The sequence below is a fragment of the Parasphingorhabdus sp. genome (assembly GCF_039982415.1).
Taxonomy (GTDB): Bacteria; Pseudomonadota; Alphaproteobacteria; order Sphingomonadales; family Sphingomonadaceae; genus Parasphingorhabdus.
Genome location: NZ_JBDWYL010000001.1, coordinates 194,529 through 214,070, shown reverse-complemented (window position 1 = coordinate 214,070; position 19,542 = coordinate 194,529). Strand labels below are relative to the sequence as shown.

Sequence of the window (19,542 nt, the reverse complement as noted above, 5' to 3'; positions counted from 1 at the left end):
CTCGTTTTTCAACGTGACGATCTCTTTAGAATTTAATTCCGGCTCCGATACCATAGCGGCGGGGATCCAAAGTAAAGATATTCGTAAACAGGCCAGATGATGCATCGGTCAAATACAGACCCGTGGTCGAATTGCTATCGAAGATATTCTGGACAAAGGCCCGAACATACCAACGATCATCGCCGCCATTCAGCTGGATTTGCGCATTAGCTTGCGTAAAGCCTTCGATCTTGTTGACGTTGCCATTGAAGACACTGCCCGTTTGATCACCCGTATAGGCAATATCGACGCGCGGTACGAGAGTCCAACCGCTGTCAAAGTTATGCGTATACTGAACGCCGGCAGAAACTTTCACATTCGGAGCCTGTGGAAGATCATTACCGCGCAGATTGACTTGAACCCCTGGGCTCAACACCTGAATACCCGCAGGGTCAAAGCCAGCGCCAATTGCAGCCGCTTGTGCTTCCAAGACCCCGCAAATACCAAATGCGCCGGTAGATGCAATTCCGCCATCGGCTGGAAATGCTGTCGTTGGCTGCAGCCCAAGTCCGCCGTTAATAGCGTTGACGAAGGCATTTGTGCCCGCGGCATTGCCATCTGTACCAGGTACCACAGCACAATTGGCACCGTTGGTGATGTCTTTAATGATCACCGCATCAGCCCGGCCACCACCTGGATCACGAGGATTGGAGAAGAGTTGATCGCCTTTCACTTCGGTATTCAGATAACTGAAGCCCATATTGATCAACCAATCTGGATCGGGACGCACAACCGCCTCAATTTCAAGACCGTAGATATCCGCATCAATTGTATCGTTAACCGATGTTCTTGCGATAATCCGGCTCAGTTGAAGATCTTTATACTTATAGTAGAAAGCCGTCGCGTTTACCTGCAGCATGCCATCAGCGAAAGTATTTTTCGAACCGATTTCAAAGGCGTCGATTTGCTCCGGATCAAACGACTCTGGAACAGCGAAAATTGGCTGTAACGGCGGGTTGATACCGCCTGATTTATAACCTCTGGAGTAAGACGCATAAATCAGATTATCGTCCGTAAACTGCCAATCGACAACAAAACGACCAGTAATTTCATCAAAGGCCACATTGCGAGATTGCACCAATTGGTTACCAGGCGTTCCTGGATCAGCATCAAAAGCACCAACAAATGGAGAATCAAACACGTCACCGGTTTGACCGAACGGCACGAGGAAACTGGCCAGTGTCGAGCGGGCAGTCACTGACTTCTTATCGTTATTATACCGCAGACCACCGGTAATTTTCAGTGTGTCGGAAAGGTCGAAATAGACTTCACCGAAAATACCATAGGATTTCAAGCGGAAGTCCTGGGTATTGTTCCGGAAGAAAGGCGTACCGAGATATCCCGCACCGCCGCCGAGAACACCGGCAATATAGTCAATCGCGAAGGTGTTCACATAATAGCTATTCTGCCCAAGATCATTTTCGGCATAAATACCGCCAAGCAGGAAGTTAAACGGGCCGTCGAGATCAGAGCTTAGAACACCTTCAATCGACCATGATGTATTGTCCTGATCGGAGCGATCGAGAGAGATTGGCGTGTCCGCACAAATTCGGTTGCCGCCAAAGCTACCCAGACCGGTTGGATCGGTGTCGGAGGTACATAATTGCGTCCCCGAAGTTACTGCATCAAGAACCGGTTGAAAAGCTCCCAATGGACCAGCGCCGCCGGCGGACAAGGCATTGAACGTTCCCAATGCGGCATCAATGGTCGTCCGATCAAGCACCGACGTATTATAATCTTGGCGAGAATCGACTTCTGTTTCCTGATAGGTGCCGGTTATAGCCACGTTAATTGGACCGAAATCATGTTCGATATGAGCCTGCAACTGTAATTCGTCGGTGAAATATTCCGGCGTGAAGTCCGTACGCACCTGACGTACATCATTTGGTTCGATAAAGCCGGCATGTCCATCTGGACCATAGAGGCTGTTCAAGCCCAGTGCGGCAGGCAAGCCATTAATCGCGAAAAACTCTGCCGAACCAAGGGTCCCGGTGAAAGTTGCATTGGTGTTGACCTTATCAAAGTCACGCCGCGTGTTGAGACAGCCAAGCACACCGGTTGGATCACGTTGGCATAATTGTTTCTGGATCCGAGCCCGATCATCATCCTCGCGGAAATAATAGCCCATTAGGTCAATGGTGGTATCCGGTGTCGGCTCCCATTTGACTGATGCGCGAACGGCAAACATATCTCTGCCATCAATGCGCGTGTTATCAAAAAGATTTTCCGTATAACCATCACGGTTCAGGTAAAAACCAGCCAGTCGAACACCGAAAGTGTCACCGAGCGGCACATTGACCATGCCCTTCAGTTTGATCGATTGGAAATTGCCATATTCTGCATCCGCTGAGGCGCTAAAGCCACTGAGATCCGGTTTTGCCGTGACAACATTGACCACGCCCGAAGTCGCGTTCCGACCAAATAGCGTACCCTGCGGGCCGCGCAAAACCTCAACACGTTCGAGATCGAAATATTCCGTTTCAAACAAACGGGTGTTAAACAAAGGAGAGTCATTCAAGTGAATGGCTGTTGCTGAGTCACAAGACACACCCACACATAAATCGCCAATACCGCGAATGGTAAAGCTTGATGCGGTAAAGTTGCTTTTCGTGAAAGACACGTTGGGCAGCGTAAGCTGCAAGTCCGATGCATTTTCAATTTGCTGCGCTTCCAATGCCTTGGAATCAAAAGCAGACACAGCAATAGGCACTTCCTGTAGGCTTTGCGCTTGGCGCTGAGCCGTCACGATAATAACATTGTCATCTATTTCATTGTCGGTTTGCGCCCAAGCGGGTGCAGCCACTGCAGATATAGCCGTGGCGGCTAATAGTAACGATTTACGCATTTTCCTCTCCCAATCCCGTACCATCTATCCGGAGAGTGATGCTTTTGCTCATCCCCCCAGACGGCCTAATCTTCAACTAATCAATCGATTAAGTCCAGACCGAAATAAAAAAAATGCACCAGTGCGTTACATTTTTGCACCTTTATTGCTGAATTGCTCTGAAATTAAACACAAAAAAGCCCCGCCAGTTTCCTGGCAGGGCTCGTTTTTTGGTTAATATGTCGCTTCGATTAGAATTTGAAGCGAGCAACTGCACCATAAGTTCGTGGGGCACTTGGATATCCTGACACGGTACCAGACTGTGCTACACCATCAAATACGGTCGCAATATACCGGTCGTCCAGCAAGTTCCGAGCATATACGCCAACTTCAAAACCATTATCGAGAGCGAGCGTCATGGAAGCATTCACCAGATTGACTTCGCGGCGGAAGATCTCGGTATTGCCGACATTCGTGTTAAATTCTGGCAAACCGTTGTTGATATCCGTGTTGCTCTCATGATTATAATCCACGCGCGTGATCAAACGATTGCCTGAAGCACCGAATTCGTGCGTGTATGTCGCCGAAGTCGCGATTGCCCAGGATGGAATACCGCCTGGGCGTGCGCCGGTGAGATCGCCAAGCACACTGCCCGGGAAATCATCGAACAACGGATCAAGGTGGGTCATAGCGAAGGTAAAGACCAGACCGTCGGTTGGCTGAACGTTAACATCCAGCTCAAAACCGCGAACCGATTGCTCACCTGCGTTCCGCAGCGCAAAACCAGTGCCGGTGAAAGCAAAGCTTTGAAAACCTTCAATGGTCTGATCGAACAGCGCAAGGTTAACGCCAATTCCTGGCCACTGAGCCTTCAAGCCGACCTCATAGACTTCAGCTTCTTCTGGTCCAGCAAAGCGTGAACCTGTGACCAGATTTGGTGTTGCCAGACCGGCATTAAGAAGCGGTGACGCTGGAGCGGCGAAGGTTGATCCTCCAACACCTGCGGTAAAGTCATCATTTGATGGACGGCTGTCACGCGACAGGTTGATCGAGCTCGCTTTAAACCCGGTCGCATAGCTCGCGTACACGTTCACTTCCGGCGAAACTTCGTAAGACGCACGCAGCAAGTAGGTGAACTTGTCGTCGTTTGTCCGGCCATCTTCAATCGCGTTTGGAATGGTTACAAATGGCGGCTGGAACTGGAATGCCGCAAGTCCGATTAATGGGTTTACGGCTGGATCAGTTGCTGCTGCGAGCAGAGCGGCTTGGTTCGCAGCCGGCAGCGCCTGGAATTGGTCACGCGTAGTGACGGCGCCAGCAGTGGCTCCAACGATAAAGGCATCAACCAGGTTAACCTGACCAAGCGGATCGAAAGACTGCTGCGCAAGCGCAAAGTCTTTTGAATCGTCGGTGTAGTTAAATCCGCCGGTAAACACGAGACCATCAATTGGTTCGAAATCAACGGTACCGAAGATTGACCAAGATGTGTTGTCCATGCTGAATTGCTCGGAAGTCAGCAGAGGTGTGTTGAAAATGCTTTCTTGTGGCAAACCGAGACCAGCTTCTACACCGTTGAATACGGATGGCAGGCCGGCCAAGACGTCGGCAGGGTTGCCGCCAGCGAGAATTTCGAACACGTCGCGGATATCGCTACCGTTCTGAATAGCGCTGTCCTGTGAAATGGACTCATCAAAATAGAAACCACCAAGAAGGAAGTTGATCGGACCATCGAAATCCGAAGTAATTCGGATTTCCTGCGTGAAGGTTTCGACTTCCTGATCACGCGTTTCCGTCGCGAGGGAAGCACTGGTGTAATCAATATCTGACAAGAAGAAGTTCTTCAGTTCGCGATAAGAGGTGATCGATGTAACCGAGATCGGGCCGGTATCCCAATCGACTTGTACCGAACCGCCATAATTATCGACTTCGTTGGTCGGCACAAAGTTGAGGAACACTTCATCACTAAAGAAATCAGTGTTTAGCTGTCCGCCTACTGCATTGAGCGCGCCAGTAACAGGTCCGGCAACTACTGTACTCACCTGACAGCAGACTTCGTCAATGCGGGAATAATCGGCAATAGCACGGATACGAAGATCTGGCGTCGCTTCGATCAATAACTGTCCACGTGCAGACCAACGGTTGCGGTCATTCTGCTCTTCATCAAGATTAATGATGGTGGAGTATCCGTCGCGGCGGTTGTAGCTGCCGTCGACAGAGAATGCGATGCTTTCGGTGATAGGTCCGGTTACATCAGCCTTAAGGACGACCGAATTAAAATTACCGTAGCTGGCCTCAACCGCACCGCCGAATTCAAATTGTGGCTCACGCGTAATAACCGAAATAACACCGGCTGAAGCGTTTTTACCAAATAAGGTTGATTGAGGTCCGTTCAAAACTTCAATCCGTTGAACATTAGGAAGATCCGACAAAGCAGCAGCCGAGCGGGAGCGGAACACACCATCAATAAAGACACCAACAGAAGGCTCGATACCAAAGTTATTATCACCGTTACCAAAACCACGAATGATGAATGTCGATGCGGAAGATGTTTGCAGCTGGCTTACCCGCAGCGAAGGCGTCACCGTTTGCAAATCAAGAACATCGCGAATTTGCGCTGCTTCCAAGGTTTCACCCGTAGTCACAGAAACAGAAATCGGAATTTCTTGCAGCGTTTGTTCGCGCTTGGTGGCAGTAACGATGATCACATTGTCATCAACACTATCCTCACCCTGTGCTTCTTGTGCATAAGCAGGCACAGTTGAGATCAGGCCACCCAAAGCGGTAGCAGTCAAAAATTTGGTTATTTTCATGAATTACTCCTGAGGTCCCAATCTAACGATGGGATCTTTAAACTAAAGTTGTCCTCCAACTGAATTTTACATGATATAAAACGTTCATTCCGTCCACCATTTCTATGGCCTCGAAAGGGTACTGGTACGATTATTATAGGGAGACACCCCAAAGCGTTGCTACAAAGCAACATATGTGACGAATTTGTTTAGAATGGTGCCCCTGGCCCGACTCGAACGGGCACTCCTTGCGGAACTGCATTTTGAGTGCAGCGCGTCTACCAATTCCACCACAGGGGCCGATTTGCACTGCCGCAGACTGGCTAATGCGAAAATCGACGCCCTGTTAGACGAGTAAATTTTCGCTGGCAACCCTCTGATTGCGAGTTTCCAGTTAAAGGATGAATCCACCGATGGCTGTTTGCGCTATCCATAGCGGAAATGCGGTGACTGCCATAAAGCTCCCCAAGGGCAAAGCGCTGTCGGCAGTTATCGATTGATGGCGAAGGCGCATAGTGATGAGTGAGATGATTCCAACCAGCGCAGCACCCAAAACCACGAGTGGCAATGCACTCCATCCCAGCCAACATCCGATGGCTCCAAGTAATTTGGGATCACCTCCGCCCAAACCTTCCTTTTTGCGAAAAATTTTATACACCCATCCAATCAAGAACAGGCCCAAAAATCCAGAAACACCGCCGATCAAGCGATTTATGATATCCGGATCATTTATCCAAAAAGAGCTTCCCAAGCCCAATAACGCGAGCAGGATTGTCAGCTTGTCTGGCAACCACAAATGTTTGGCATCCAAGGCCGCTAAAACCAGTAATAGCCAACCAAATCCTGCGCCTAAAAGCCCTGACCATCCTGGTTCCACATAAAATGCAATACCGCCAATTAATCCCGCACCGAGCTCAATATATGGGTGGTCAGGTTGAATTTTCGAACCGCAAAAGGCGCATTTTCCTGATCGTATGACAAAGCTAACCACAGGGATAAGATCAGATATTCTAAGGTGTTTTCCGCAACTGTCACATTGAGAACGACCGGTCATGATCGATTCATCCTTTGGCCAACGGATTAGGATCGTCGCCAGAAAGCTTCCGACAATCAATCCTAATAGCACGCCAAAAATGGGATAGACAAAATCAGGCAAAGGCCACTCCGGTGCAATAACTTATCCCGCGATTGGCACGGCATCGATCGATGTTCAATGCTGTGATTGAAAAAGCCAGACGCGCCGCCTATGTGGAAGGCCAATAATGAATGCAGCTCTCAACCTTTTGGAAGGTACAATTATGTCTCAGTCCGATCCCGTCGTTATCCTGTCTTATGCACGAACCCCTATGGGCGGCATGCAAGGCGCATTAGGGGATGTCAGCGCACCAGATTTGGGCGCAGTGGCCGTGCGCGCCGCCGTGGAGCGCGCCGGCGTGAATGGTAGTGACGTCGAACGCATTTATATGGGCAATGTTTTGTCGGCTGGACAGGGACAAGCCCCTGCCCGCCAGGCTGCGATTTTGGGCGGCCTTCCAGAATCGGTTGAAGCCACGACCGTCAACAAAATGTGCGGATCAGGGATGCAAACAGCGATTATGGGCGCCGAAGCACTTGCCGCTGGATCCGTCGATATTATTGTAACCGGCGGTATGGAAAGCATGACAAACGCGCCTTATCTATTACCGAAAATGCGAAGCGGCGCGCGATTGGGCCATACCCAGACAATGGACCACATGTTTCTTGATGGTTTGGAAGATGCTTATGAAAAAGGGCGCGCAATGGGTAGCTTTGCCGAAGAAACGGCGGGCGAATATCAATTGACCCGGGAAGCGCAAGATGAATATGCGATTGAATCCCTTTCCCGTGCCAAAGCAGCGGTTGAGGGCGACGCTTTTGAAGATGAAGTGGTCGCGGTTGAAGTTAAAACTCGCAAAGGCAGCGTTACGATCGACAAGGACGAGCAGCCTCTCAAGGGCAATCCTGAGAAAATTCCGCAATTGCGACCGGCTTTTGCTAAAGATGGGACAATAACAGCTGCCAACGCCTCTTCCATTTCAGACGGCGCGGCGGCGATGGTTTTAACGCGTGCTAGCGTCGCCAATGCCAAAAATCTCAAATCTGTCGGTAAAATAGTCGCTCATGCAGCGCACGCCCATGCTCCGGCAAAATTCACTACCGCACCGGTCAGTGCAATTGAAAAAGTGTTGTCAAAGGCTGGATGGCAAGTGGCTGACGTCGACCTTTGGGAAGTGAACGAAGCCTTTGCCTGTGTTGCGATGTTTGCCATGCAAGATATTGGAATTTCGCGTGATAAGTTAAATATAAATGGCGGAGCCACAGCGCTGGGACATCCCATTGGTGCCAGTGGAGCGCGGATCATGGTGACACTGATCGCCGCTTTGAAAAAGCAAGGGCTGAAAAAAGGCGTAGCCGCCTTGTGCATTGGCGGCGGCGAAGCGACCGCAGTTGCTATAGAACTGACCGACTAAGACGCGCATTCGGCATTAAAAAAGGGCGAGAGACGCTGTCTCCCGCCCTTTTTATGTCTAATTTAACTAGGCGAAACTAACAGTCTGCCGAGCTTTCTTGCGGCGCAGCGCTCCGCCAACAGCACCAAATCCAAAGATCATAAAGGCCCAGGTTGCTGGCTCAGGCACAGCAGCCAAATTGACATTTATATCCCAGTGCCGAGGTTGCTCGCCATTTTCACCTTCGACCAAAAGCCAAGATGAAGCACCAAATTCGTTATTTTTGGCATTTGCGCCCAAACCATATTGGAAGGCGTGCCCTCCAGCAAAGGGATTAGCCCGAAGCATGTAGGTATAACCATCAATTGCGATGGTCCCTGTTGCACCGGTGAAAAAATCAACGTCCGCTGTGTCCGTAACCGGATCATAGGCAGCGCCGCCTTGTTGCTTATAGGTAAACGCAGATCCCAATGTGGTTTCCAGAAATCCACCCAAACGTATATTGATTTCCGCTACATTGTTGGAACCATTGATTGCTGTTGCAACAAATGTGCCCGTCCCGGTATCCGTATCCACAGTGAATATCGAACCGGGTTGAAACGCGTAAAAACGGTCCGTACCAATATTCGTATTATTCGTCCAAAGCCCGTGCTTATTGTCGCCAGCAGTATAATTGCTTGCATTAAATATAAGCACTTCAGCCGAAGCCGCTGTCGCGGACAAAGCAGCTGCAGACAATGCAACTGCAGACAGCGCAGCCTTTACCTTACTCACAGTCATTTACTTACCCCCAAAATATAGACGACACCGTTCCAAAACGGTAAAAATTCTGCCCCTTGCCACCAATATATATGGTGAGGATCGAACTTTCTAATCGCCGGACATATGTCCATAGATTTACGCAAGACTGATTCTCGCGCTCAGACCCTGAAAAGACGTTAAACAAAAATTAATCATTTGAGCAATGAATCCCTGCCTATTTAGCAAAGATTTTACCAATAGTGACAGGTTTACAAGTAGATACCCCTGATAATCACAATTGACACTCAAGTTTTGACCCAAATTGGGACAGTTTTCGTTAACCATCTCTCCTGAAGGCATGATTCGTAGCGTTATCAAAGGCGTAGGCGCGGCAATTCATTACTTTAAGGGTTCATCACCCCAAATGCTTTTCTGCTCAATATAGCCGCGTCGACCGGTCACATCAAAAAGACACCAGCCATTTTCACATTGCGTGATCTTCCCAACTACACCCGGTTCTACTTGCCAAATAACCTTGGCATTTTTGTTGGGGCCGGACCTCAGAGGCTGAATTTTCTTTTGGTCATCCAACACGATGGCGGTCTGCTCCGCGCTTAACAATCGGGCATGCATCCAGCCTTGTGCTCCGTCCGGATCCTCGACTTTCCGCCACGCTTTGTAACGGGCCAATATCTTAATCGGTAGCCGCTCACGCTGGTATATCCACATGGTGGGATATTCTGTGCTCGGCCCCGTTCGCATTCTCGCTTCAGGCTCATCTATCGATGCCCAGTAAGGTGGATCTTGCTGTGCGAAAGCAGGCACAGCCCAAGCTCCATTGAAAAGCGCGACTGAAAAGGCCATCACGATTTTGATGTAAAATTTAGACATGACTCGAAACTATTCATTCCCCCGATGTCATTAAACATAAACTGAAAGCCAAGCGCGCATCAAGCGTCACCTGCTTGACCTGATGTAAAATTCAGGCATAGCAATTCATCTATGCCAGATACATCCCGCAATCCAATTTCCCAGCCTGAAAGACCACGCGTGGAAAAACCGCGCGTCATTGTAACACGAGAATTGGCGGATTCTGTCCATGACCGCATGTCAGAATTATTTGATGTTGTGCCCAATTTAACCGATCAGGCCTTTTCTCGCGAAGACCTAATCGCTGCCATGTCCGATTGTGATGTCCTGGTACCAACAGTTACCGACCAAATCGACGCGGAAATGATTGCAACGGCGTCTGATCGGTTGCAGCTTATCGCAAGTTTTGGTGCGGGCGTTGACCATATCGACCTCGCAGCTGCCAGAGCCAGAAAAATATTGGTCACCAATACACCCGGCGTGTTCACAGAAGACACAGCCGATATGACTATGGCGCTTATCTTGTCAGTGCCGCGCCGTTTAGCGGAAGGCGAAAAATTAATGCGTTCGGGTCAATGGGAAGGCTGGAAACCATCCGGGATGCTCGGCCATTGTATCGGCGGAAAAAAACTCGGGATCGTTGGTATGGGCCGCATTGGCCAAGCCGTGGCGCGCAGGGCATCAGGTTTTGGCCTGTCGATTATCTATCATAATCGCCGCCAATTGCCGCCTGCTGTGGAGGAATCGCTAAATGCCACCTATGTTGACAGCATAGACGACTTGATTGGGACTTGCGACATCCTCACCATCCACTGCCCGCGAACACCGGAAACATATGGCATGATCAACGCCGACCGGATCGCGAAAATGAAATCATCAACTTATATTATCAACACAGCACGCGGTGACCTTATTGATGAGGACGCTTTGATAAAAGCGTTGGAGCAGGAAAAAATCGGTGGCGCCGGATTGGATGTCTACACAAAAGAGCCCTCGGTAGATCAACGTCTATTGGATCTGAAAAATGTAGTCCTGTTACCGCATATGGGCAGCGCAACATTTGAAGGCCGAGAAGCATCGGGCGAACGGGTTATAGCGAATATTCGCGTATGGGCTGATGGTCACCGCCCACCCGATCAAGTGCTCGAAGACTGGATTTAAACGAGCGCATCACAGCTTATCGTGCTTGGCGGTTGAGTCCGCTTCCTCTCTCGACTAGAAAAACCGTAATTTATGATTCGCAATAGCGTCCATATATAATAAAATTTTGTTTTTAGGGGTCTTCATGAAATATATGAGTAAATTGGTCGCGACCGGCATGGGCATGATTTTGGCGGCAAGCCCATTGGCAGCCCAGGATATTATCGACCCGGCAGCCGATGTTGCCAATAATGGCGATACTGCTTGGGTCCTGACGGCCACCGCTCTGGTCCTTCTCATGACACTCCCCGGACTGGCGTTGTTTTATGGCGGCCTTGTTCGCGCCAAAAATTTTCTCTCTGTACTGATCCAGTGCATGGCAATTGCAGGCATTACATCGGTGCTGTGGGTTGTGGTGGGTTACACGTTGGCATTCGGAACGGTTACCAATGGCATTTTGGGCAATGGTATCAATTGGATGTTCGACAATCTGGGTAACGTGCGGGAAGGCACGTCGATACCGGAATCGGCATTTGCGATGTTCCAGATGACCTTTGCCGTCATCACTCCGGCGCTGATGGTCGGGGCCTGGGTTGACCGGGCTCGCTTTGGATGGGTAATCGCATTTTGCTCGCTTTGGTTGTTGGTTGTCTATGCTCCGGTCACACATTGGGTTTGGGGCGGTGGCTGGCTTGCCCAGCGTGGCGTACTGGATTTTGCCGGTGGCATTGTGGTGCACACGACCGCGGGTGTTTCGGCCTTGGTCGTCGCAATCATGATGGGTAACCGGATCGGTTGGCCGAAAACCCTGATGCTGCCGCACAGCCCGGCGTTGACGGTCGCTGGTGCCGGCTTGCTTTGGGTCGGATGGTTCGGTTTCAATGGCGGCTCTGCGCTCACCGCAACAGACGATGCATCATCCGCCATTATCAATACCCATGTGGCCGCTTCGGTTGCCGCTCTAGTATGGATCTTGATCGAACGGATTAAAGTTGGAAAATCTACAGCCGTTGGCGTGGCAACTGGTGCCATTGCAGGCTTGGCCACAATAACACCCGCGGCAGGTTTCGTGGGACCTGGCGCGTCCATCCTGATCGGCGCAGCGGCTGGATTGATCTGCTTTTTCGCAGTTGGCCTGGTCAAAAACGGCTTTAAAATTGATGACAGTCTTGATGTGTTCGCGGTCCACGGTGTGGGCGGCATGCTGGGTTCGCTCTTGCTGGCACTCTTCATTAGCGAAGGTATGGGCGGCACGGGCTATGCAGAAGGCATGGCTTTTGGCAGCCAATTTGTTGCCCAGCTGATCGGTATCGGCGCTGTCGCAATATGGTCCGCCATTGCAACCGCTTTGCTCGGCTTTGGTATCAGCTTCATCCTTCCGATGCGGGTCAATGAAGATGATGAACGGGATGGGCTGGATATCTCCAGCCACGGTGAACGGGCGTGGGATATCGACTAGACCGCAAAATTGAGGCTTAAAAGTTGAAAAACTCCGGCCGCAAGACCGATCCGGCTTTCGCAAACAGAATATCTATTTGAACCAGATGGTTACGGGGCCGGCTAAAGCCGGAGACTTCGGTTGGGAAAAAACCGCGCTCTGCCATAAATGCAACGACATCCGGTAATAGCGGTGCCCCTTCGTTATATTGCAGCATCGCGGTTTCGAGCTGGACCAAACCCGTGCGCTCCAGAAGAGCACTGGCCCCTTGCAAAACTTGCAATTCGGCGCCTTGGACATCAATTTTTAGAAAAACATTGTCAACCGGCTCCAGATGTTCCGCCGCCACATCATCCAATGTGCGGGTCTTGAGCTGCAATTCCTTGCGCGGTGCGTCACTGGCCTCTGGTAAGAAAGAAGAGCCCGTCCCCATTTCGTAGAAGGTGACATCTTGGCCAGCCGTCGCCCCCAATACTGTGCTTTCACATTTCACATGAGGCAACTCGCTGATCAGTTTATCCAATCCCGCTCGCAAACCCGGTTGCGCTTCCACCATGAGCATTGGCATCGCACCGAAAACCCGATTGGCGAGACGCGTCCATTCCCCTTGATAAGCACCGACATCAATAATGGTATTGGGTGCGAAACCATTTTCTATCAATCGATTATAGGTGATCTCTTCAGATGACCGCGCCACCATATCCGCAACATGGCGTTGCAACTGGGGCGTTCCGGTGCGGAACAAACGGCCAATGATGCGCTGAGATAATGATGGCGATGACATGGCTTGGCTATTGCTAGAAATCGCAATGCTGTCAAACAAACTCAGTTTTCGTAACCATTTTCATTAGCACCCTGAGGGCACAATTCGATTTTTAGTCCACCGCAAAAGTTTTCCAAGCGACAAAGGCGAGGAACGGGATCCCAACTGCATCGGCAATCGCAATATTCTGCAATTTCTCAGGCTGGCCATAAAGGAAAAATATCACGAGAAAGCTAATCATGGACAATGCGGTTACAACGACAGTGAGCTTGCGCGGACCGGAATCTACCGCTGCCCAAAGGCAAGCAATAGCGACCACTCCGAACAAAGCCGCACGGTGCAAAATCAACGGGAAATTTGGATCGTCCGGATGGATGCCATAGAGCTGTTCGATCAACGCTGGCCGCACTAATGCCGCAAAAGGCGGCAAATGGATTAGTGCCAATACCGCCCAACAAATTCGTTCCCACATATCTCGCTCCGGCTTCTAAAGGTCCAAATGCAGAAACTGATTAAAGTCACTCGCGCTATAGTCAGCAAAAGCAGGACCATTTTCAAACCCACGCTTTCGGTACAGCTGAAGGGCAGGTTCAAATTCGAGACCAGAACCAGTTTCAAGACTTAACCTGCCATATCCTCGACGCTTGGCCTCGGCAATTATGTGGTTGAGAATTGACAAACCCACCCCTTTTCTCAAATGCCGAGAATCAGTCCGCATGGATTTGATTTCACCAGCCCGTTCCGACAATTTCTTTAGCGCCCCAACACCCATTAAAACATCCTCATCCCAAGCGGTCCAAACAGAAACATCGGGCGCTTTCAAGCCGGATAAATCGAGAGCATATACACTGCCCGGTGGAGAATTGCCCTGCATTCCAGACAAGTGATTGGCTAATAGGTCCAGAACCACTGGGCGAGTTAAGTTATCAAGATGAATTTGCATTGCGCTCAGTCTTTATAGCGTTGTCAATTTAACCAATGTAGACAAGCCTCTAGCCCGTTGAAACAAAATATTTGCACGGGTTCGCGCTGATAAGCGCTGAGCTTAAGAAGCTAAGGTCAGCCTGCGCAAAACTTCCGTATCCAGTGCATCTGCAAAGCGACAGCCCGCCTGCTTTGTTTTTTGCCAAACCAAAGTTGCTTTCATCGGAGCATATTCATCGACAGTAACGGTGACGCGTTCGCCTTCTTTGAAGACCGCATCAGCCTCGATACGACAGCCATAAATTGAAATGTCCAACAGGGTGGCGGCGATCGAATGATCGCCTTTCCGTTTGAGAGAAGCGCTTGATACTGTGACCTCATGCCGCGGCATGGACCTTCGGTTCAAGGCCGCGGGTTCTGGTTTCCGGTATCTCGTCGATTTTAGCGCCATGTCTGCCCTCATGCCTGCCACCTGTATCCATTCGTAAACGGAAAAAGGTATCAAAAGGTTAACAGCATTAAACCACAGTCATTCGCCGGTCAGAATACGATCCACCAATTGCTTCACAGTTGGAACAAAGCCGTTGGAATAAAAAGGATCTTTACCAAAATTATAGGCACCATGGCCTGCAAACATGAGATGTTCCTCAATCGGCGACCCATGAACAATTTCCTGCAGCGATTTTTGAATACAAAAACTTCGCGGATCGGCGAGCCGGCCGGTGCTGAAATTATCATGGTCTTTCCATGCGGAGAAACCACAATGGGACAGACATCCCATACAATCCGCTTGATCCTTGCGGATTATCTTGGCTTCATCCGGGGTTGTAAAGACAATCGTATTATCTGGCGTTTTGAGTGCCATGGTAAAACCGAGCCCATCCCACTCACGGGCCCGCAGCAAGTCGTTACGGGTGACCCAGAAATTCTTGCCTTTCACTCCGACATCCAATTGATGTGTATGCTCACCAGCTTTTTCAGTTGAATAGGGAATCTGGCGCTCGGAACGCGCTTCCAGACTGCGAAGAAATTCGTTGCGAACCGCCGAAGAATAAAATCCAGTCGGCGAAAATTTATGCAACAGGACATCGCCTTCCTTAATTTTAATCAGTTCATTTTTCCAGCTATCGGGAATTGGGCTTTCCTGCGTTAGCAATGGACGGGTGCCAAATTGAAAGGCAATCTGCCCCAATTCGTCATTGTCGATCCAATTGTCCCAATCCTTTAGCGCCCAAACGCCGCCAGCCATGATGATCGGCACGCTATCGGCAATGCCTTCACCGCGCATTGTTTCTCGCAGGGCTTTGACTCTCGGGTAAGGATCTTCCGGTTTTCGCGGGTCTTCAGCGTTGCTCAGGCCATTGTGACCGCCCGCCAACCAAGGATCTTCGTAGACCACCGCTGCCATCAAATCGGAGACTTTGTGATAAGCCCGTTTCCACAGAGCACGAAATGCCCGCGCTGAACTGATGATCGGCAAATAGTTGACGCCATATTGCTGAGCAATTTCTGACAGCTTATATGGCATGCCTGCGCCGCAGGTTACCCCTGCGACCATGCCCTTTGTCTGCTCTAAAACGCCGTGAAGCACTTGTTGCGCGCCTCCCATTTCCCACAAGACATTAATATTCACCGCACCTTTGCCATTGGACATTTCAAAGGCTTTAGTGACTTGAGCGACAGCACCATCAATCGCATATTTGACAAGCTCTTCATGTCGCGCACCGCGGGTTTTACCGTGATAAATTTGCGGAATGACATTGCCATCGGCATCATAGCTATCGGCATTTACCGCAGAAACCGTACCAATTCCGCCCGCAGCAGCCCACGCACCCGAACTGGCGTGATTGGTGGCGGCAACCCCCTTGCCTCCCTCAATTAAAGGCCACACTTCGCGACCATTATACTGGATAGGCTTGACCCCTTTAAACAATATACTCTCCTATTTACCCCGAGGGCACCTTATAGACTGCAAAATGCAGAATGGTGCGAAAAATTCAGCTTCAGTCCCAACTTATTTAAATCATGAAATTCTATTTGAAATTTGGCCGCCCCAGAGCATGTCCATATAAAAGTGCATAGCGCGCCAACATTTTGCTTTCATTATATTCTGCCTGCGCTTTCATCCGATTTTGCGCGCCAATATCCTGCCGCAACTGCTCATGTTGGACCAAAGTAGTCAGAGCTTCAGCAAATTGCTTCTCATCATCTACATCCTTGATAAATCCCTGATTGGCTTGGCAAACCATTGATTTGACATCACCGACGTCCGTGGCTGCAACCGGCAAGCCTGCCGCCATAGCCTCGATCAAAGAAATCGGAAATTGCTCACTGTCAGATGATAGCGCAAAGATATCAAACAGACCAACATAGCGTGATGGATCTTTTAGAAACCCCGGCAAAACCAGACGGTCGGCCATGCCGCATTTTTCGGCCTCAGCCAAAATCACGCGTTTTTCAGGCCCTTCTCCGACAATGACCAATCGAACATTATCGCCCGCTGCCGCACAGGCCCGTACAAGTCGAGGCAGGTTTTTTATCGCACGAAGTCCAGCCAGGGTTCCTACGACCACTTCCCCTTTAGCTTTTTTAAATCCCGGCAAAGCTCCGCGTTGTGGTTTTTTGTCAAACGGCGTTACATCAATCCCATTTGGGATGCGGTGTATTTTATCTTCCGGCTGTTTCCATATGGATTGCGCTATATCTTGCAGGCGGCCGGAAGGTACAACTAGAGCCTGACTGCCGCCCAGGGCGAATTTGCGAAACCAGTTGCGTTTCCAGTTCAGCTTTTTTCGCTCGTCTTCGTTAAAACCGTCTTCGTGATGAATAAGCGGCGGCAAACCTTCAACCCGGGAAAAAAGTGTCCGCGCCATCACGCCGTCCATCGCGCCCCAATTATAAGAAAGTATGAGGTCAAACTGCTGATAATATTCAACCAATTGTCGGTAGCGGCCGAGCGCCGGCTTGCCGGCCAAGGACGGCGCATCTTTCGGAAAGCTTACTTTGATTGAGCGATCAATGGCATCGCGGGCAGAAAGACTATCAGGTTCTGCCGAGAGAATGACATGATCCGCCTGATGGCCAAAATGGTTCATCAGTCGGACCGCGCGCGCCTCTTTGCCACCGAGATTGAACGTACTGTGCAGATGCAGAATTTTGGAAGTTTTCATCGAATCTATCGGCTATCGCTCTTGGCAAGAAAAATCAATTTACCCGTTGGAGCAAGCCGGCAATCGCGTCAAGCGATGCCGGTTCTTCCAAGGTCGGTGCGTGGCCAACACGAGGGATTGTTACCAATTCTCCGGCATTCAGGCTACTCAGCATTTTTTCAGCGGTTGCAGCGCTGAACAAATCCGACAAGGCACCTCTTACGATCAACGTTGGTATGTCTTGCAATGATTTCATCGCTTTCCACATCGCATCAGCACCGCCGCCTTTTCTTTCAAAGGGTTCTGAAATTTTCATATCATAGTCCAATTTGATGCGCCCGGAACTGTTCATACGATAGAGTTTCTTGGCGAAACGGATCCATTCTGTGAGACTATAATCCGGAAATATCTCCGAACTCTCAGCGGCGATATCTCTTGCCGCATGCGCCCAGGTATCGAAACTTCTGCCTTGCCCAACATATTCCGCGATCCGATCAAGACCCTTTTGATCAATTTCTGGGCCAATATCATTGAGCAACGCGCCAGCAACGCGATCTTGATGCATGCTTGCAAGAATCATCGTGATAATCCCGCCTAACGATGTTCCAAAAAAAATCGCTTTTTCCATCTCTATGCTATCCATTAAACGGATTATATCTTGGACATAAGTTTTCGGATTATAGCTCGCGCTGTCCTTTGCATATTCGCTCTCGCCGCGGCCGCGCAAATTGACCATGATTATGTGATGCCCGCCATCCAGCCACGGCCCCAAATGGGCAAAATCGCGCGCGTTACGGGTTAGACCAGGAATGCAAATTATCGGGGTTTTCGAGTTATTTGCGGGATAATCTCGGTAGTGAAGCTTCAAGCCATCTTCAGATTCCCAATAGCAATCTTCGTAGCTCTTCTCTGCGACCATTTGCATATTCCCCCGGTTCTGACTTGCCGTTGCCATCAATAGTCCCCACTATTGAGCAATGCCATTTAAACCGCAAGTTGAACCCGCCCTCGCCCCCTATCGGGCGGATGTTAAAATCACCGATTTGGGAGAAAAAATTGGTGACCCGGTTCAAGCCGCCACATTTCCAAAGCATCAATTGCGATTTCGGAATGATCGTTGGGATAAATCCGTAGGCCTATCCACCTTGAGCAATGATCAATGGATCCAGCATTTCGGTCATTTTGAAGCTCTCGACGCTAATCTCAGCCCGGCTTTGGCCCTGCGCTATCATGGCCATCAATTTCGCAATTATAATCCGCAAATTGGGGATGGCCGCGGATTTTTATTTGCGCAAATGCGTGATCACGAAAATCGCCTTATGGATCTCGCCACCAAAGGGTCAGGAACCACGCCGTGGAGCCGCACTGGTGATGGCAAGCTCACTCTAAAAGGGGGCGTCCGGGAAATATTAGCCACCGAAATGCTAGAGGCCCTGGGGGTCGAGACGTCCAAGACGTTTTCCTTGGTTGAAACCGGTGAAGATCTGCAGCGTGATGATGAACCTTCGCCTACTCGATCGGCGGTAATGACCCGGCTCAGTCATAGTCACATTCGCTATGGAACCTTTCAACGCATCGCCGCCGAGCAAAATGAACCATTGATGCACGATTTGATCCGATATTGTCTGGACCATTTTTACGGGGGTGGAAAAACTGACAATCCCGCCGCTGAACTGTTCGAGCTGGTTGCCTCCAAAGCTGCACAGCTGGCAGCCAGCTATATGTCCGCCGGATTTGTTCACGGCGTGCTCAATACCGACAATATAAACATAACCGGCGAGAGTTTCGACTATGGACCTTGGCGGTTCACCCCATATTGGGAACCGGGATTTACCGCCGCCTATTTTGATCATGAAGGGCTTTATTGCTTCGCTCGCCAGCCCGAAGCCTTGCATTGGAATCTAGCGCAACTGGCAAGCGCCTTCCGTTTGGTGTGCGACAGTGACCCATTGGTGTCGACCTTGGAAACCTTTCCGCGTGCTTACGGGGAAGCTTTAACCCAGCATTTTTGTTGGCGTTTGGGACTACAGAGCGAAGGATTTGAGAGAGACAAACCATTGGTCATGGCAGCCGAAAAAGCGCTCGCAGAAAAAGATGTTACCATCGATCAATTTTTCTTCGATTGGGGGCAAAATAAAATACCCCAGGACGGTCACTATTCGACCGAGGTCTATGATGAATTTCGCCGTGAATATGAAAGCTATGAACCCTTTCGATCTGCCGAGGATATTTATTGGCAATCACATCAGCCCTGCTCCATGTATATTGAAGAGGTAGAGGCAATTTGGGGCGCTATTGATCAGGACGACAATTGGCAGCCTTTGTCTGAAAAAGTAGCGGCGATCAGAAAAATGGGCAGCGCATTGCGCGGCCTGTAACTTGCGCTGAACTCATCTA

At 50.0% G+C, this 19,542-nt stretch carries 16 protein-coding genes and 1 tRNA gene; 4 read left to right on the top strand and 13 right to left on the bottom strand.

The window, feature by feature from the left end; translation table 11 throughout:
* Positions 1-25 precede the first annotated feature (25 nt).
* The 4 genes from ABJU74_RS01030 to ABJU74_RS01015 form a co-directional block, all read right to left on the bottom strand.
* Positions 26-2,884 carry a TonB-dependent receptor gene (locus ABJU74_RS01030; protein ID WP_348385722.1) on the bottom strand — a complete coding sequence of 953 codons (2,859 nt, stop codon included), beginning with the start codon at positions 2,882-2,884 and terminating at the stop codon, positions 26-28.
* 230 nt (positions 2,885-3,114) lie between these two features.
* Positions 3,115-5,673 (bottom strand): TonB-dependent receptor, encoded by a 2,559-nt coding sequence (locus ABJU74_RS01025; protein ID WP_348385721.1) that lies wholly within the window; start codon positions 5,671-5,673, stop codon positions 3,115-3,117.
* Between the two features lie 194 nt (positions 5,674-5,867).
* Positions 5,868-5,952: transfer RNA gene (locus ABJU74_RS01020), tRNA-Leu, on the bottom strand.
* Between the two features lie 94 nt (positions 5,953-6,046).
* A complete protein-coding gene (locus tag ABJU74_RS01015; RefSeq protein ID WP_348385720.1) occupies positions 6,047-6,808 on the bottom strand; it encodes a prepilin peptidase in 762 nt (253 codons plus the stop codon).
* Positions 6,809-6,950: 142 nt separating this feature from the next.
* On the opposite strand from ABJU74_RS01015, the gene ABJU74_RS01010 reads away from it, so the two are divergent.
* Positions 6,951-8,141, top strand: coding sequence for an acetyl-CoA C-acyltransferase (locus ABJU74_RS01010; protein WP_348385925.1), 1,191 nt, complete (start codon positions 6,951-6,953; stop codon positions 8,139-8,141).
* A 66-nt stretch (positions 8,142-8,207) separates the two neighbouring features.
* Here ABJU74_RS01010 and ABJU74_RS01005 read toward each other — a convergent pair whose 3' ends face one another.
* Positions 8,208-8,900: a PEPxxWA-CTERM sorting domain-containing protein gene (locus tag ABJU74_RS01005; protein WP_348385719.1), complete on the bottom strand. Its 693-nt coding sequence runs from the start codon at positions 8,898-8,900 to the stop codon at positions 8,208-8,210.
* A gap of 360 nt (positions 8,901-9,260) precedes the next feature.
* Complete coding sequence (locus ABJU74_RS01000; protein ID WP_348385718.1) at positions 9,261-9,752, bottom strand: SH3 domain-containing protein; 492 nt, start codon at positions 9,750-9,752, stop codon at positions 9,261-9,263.
* A 111-nt stretch (positions 9,753-9,863) separates the two neighbouring features.
* Between ABJU74_RS01000 and ABJU74_RS00995 the strand changes: the two genes are divergently transcribed.
* Together ABJU74_RS00995 and ABJU74_RS00990 are read left to right on the top strand one after the other, a co-directional pair.
* Positions 9,864-10,892 (top strand): D-glycerate dehydrogenase, encoded by a 1,029-nt coding sequence (locus tag ABJU74_RS00995; RefSeq protein ID WP_348385717.1) that lies wholly within the window; start codon positions 9,864-9,866, stop codon positions 10,890-10,892.
* A 163-nt stretch (positions 10,893-11,055) separates the two neighbouring features.
* A complete protein-coding gene (locus ABJU74_RS00990) occupies positions 11,056-12,330 on the top strand; it encodes an ammonium transporter (RefSeq protein WP_348385924.1) in 1,275 nt (424 codons plus the stop codon).
* Between the two features lie 16 nt (positions 12,331-12,346).
* On the opposite strand, the gene ABJU74_RS00985 is transcribed toward ABJU74_RS00990, so the two are convergent.
* The 7 genes from ABJU74_RS00985 to ABJU74_RS00955 form a co-directional block, all read right to left on the bottom strand.
* Positions 12,347-13,132 (bottom strand): FkbM family methyltransferase, encoded by a 786-nt coding sequence (locus ABJU74_RS00985; RefSeq protein ID WP_348385716.1) that lies wholly within the window; start codon positions 13,130-13,132, stop codon positions 12,347-12,349.
* Between the two features lie 52 nt (positions 13,133-13,184).
* The gene (locus ABJU74_RS00980) at positions 13,185-13,544 is read right to left on the bottom strand and encodes a hypothetical protein (RefSeq protein ID WP_348385715.1); all 360 of its coding nucleotides are present in this window, start codon (positions 13,542-13,544) and stop codon (positions 13,185-13,187) included.
* A gap of 15 nt (positions 13,545-13,559) precedes the next feature.
* Entirely contained in the window at positions 13,560-14,015 is a 456-nt protein-coding gene (locus ABJU74_RS00975; RefSeq protein ID WP_348385714.1) for a GNAT family N-acetyltransferase, read from the bottom strand.
* Positions 14,016-14,117: 102 nt separating this feature from the next.
* Entirely contained in the window at positions 14,118-14,387 is a 270-nt protein-coding gene (locus tag ABJU74_RS00970; RefSeq protein ID WP_348385713.1) for a PilZ domain-containing protein, read from the bottom strand.
* A gap of 138 nt (positions 14,388-14,525) precedes the next feature.
* Positions 14,526-15,929 (bottom strand): nitronate monooxygenase, encoded by a 1,404-nt coding sequence (locus ABJU74_RS00965; RefSeq protein WP_348385712.1) that lies wholly within the window; start codon positions 15,927-15,929, stop codon positions 14,526-14,528.
* Positions 15,930-16,029: 100 nt separating this feature from the next.
* On the bottom strand, positions 16,030-17,166 hold the full coding sequence (locus ABJU74_RS00960) for a glycosyltransferase family 4 protein (protein ID WP_348385711.1): 1,137 nt from the start codon (positions 17,164-17,166) through the stop codon (positions 16,030-16,032).
* Between the two features lie 34 nt (positions 17,167-17,200).
* Positions 17,201-18,064 (bottom strand): alpha/beta hydrolase, encoded by an 864-nt coding sequence (locus tag ABJU74_RS00955; protein WP_348422649.1) that lies wholly within the window; start codon positions 18,062-18,064, stop codon positions 17,201-17,203.
* A gap of 58 nt (positions 18,065-18,122) precedes the next feature.
* On the opposite strand from ABJU74_RS00955, the gene ABJU74_RS00950 reads away from it, so the two are divergent.
* Positions 18,123-19,523 carry a protein adenylyltransferase SelO family protein gene (locus tag ABJU74_RS00950; RefSeq protein ID WP_348385709.1) on the top strand — a complete coding sequence of 467 codons (1,401 nt, stop codon included), beginning with the start codon at positions 18,123-18,125 and terminating at the stop codon, positions 19,521-19,523.
* Positions 19,524-19,542: the final 19 nt, after the last annotated feature.

Excerpts from the sequence above, each read along its gene's own strand:
- ABJU74_RS00975 (WP_348385714.1), bottom strand. The coding sequence starts at position 14,015 with ATGCAAATTCATCTTGATAACTTAACTCGCCCAGTGGTTCTGGACCTA.
- ABJU74_RS01010 (WP_348385925.1), top strand. The coding sequence starts at position 6,951 with ATGTCTCAGTCCGATCCCGTCGTTATCCTGTCTTATGCACGAACCCCT.
- ABJU74_RS01025 (WP_348385721.1), bottom strand. The coding sequence starts at position 5,673 with ATGAAAATAACCAAATTTTTGACTGCTACCGCTTTGGGTGGCCTGATC.
- ABJU74_RS01000 (WP_348385718.1), bottom strand. The coding sequence starts at position 9,752 with ATGTCTAAATTTTACATCAAAATCGTGATGGCCTTTTCAGTCGCGCTT.
- ABJU74_RS00970 (WP_348385713.1), bottom strand. The coding sequence starts at position 14,387 with ATGCCGCGGCATGAGGTCACAGTATCAAGCGCTTCTCTCAAACGGAAA.
- ABJU74_RS01030 (WP_348385722.1), bottom strand. The coding sequence starts at position 2,884 with ATGCGTAAATCGTTACTATTAGCCGCCACGGCTATATCTGCAGTGGCT.
- ABJU74_RS00950 (WP_348385709.1), top strand. The coding sequence starts at position 18,123 with ATGCCATTTAAACCGCAAGTTGAACCCGCCCTCGCCCCCTATCGGGCG.
- ABJU74_RS01005 (WP_348385719.1), bottom strand. The coding sequence starts at position 8,900 with ATGACTGTGAGTAAGGTAAAGGCTGCGCTGTCTGCAGTTGCATTGTCT.
- ABJU74_RS00995 (WP_348385717.1), top strand. The coding sequence starts at position 9,864 with ATGCCAGATACATCCCGCAATCCAATTTCCCAGCCTGAAAGACCACGC.
- ABJU74_RS00990 (WP_348385924.1), top strand. The coding sequence starts at position 11,056 with ATGATTTTGGCGGCAAGCCCATTGGCAGCCCAGGATATTATCGACCCG.
- ABJU74_RS00955 (WP_348422649.1), bottom strand. The coding sequence starts at position 18,064 with ATGGTCGCAGAGAAGAGCTACGAAGATTGCTATTGGGAATCTGAAGAT.
- ABJU74_RS00960 (WP_348385711.1), bottom strand. The coding sequence starts at position 17,166 with ATGAAAACTTCCAAAATTCTGCATCTGCACAGTACGTTCAATCTCGGT.
- ABJU74_RS00980 (WP_348385715.1), bottom strand. The coding sequence starts at position 13,544 with ATGTGGGAACGAATTTGTTGGGCGGTATTGGCACTAATCCATTTGCCG.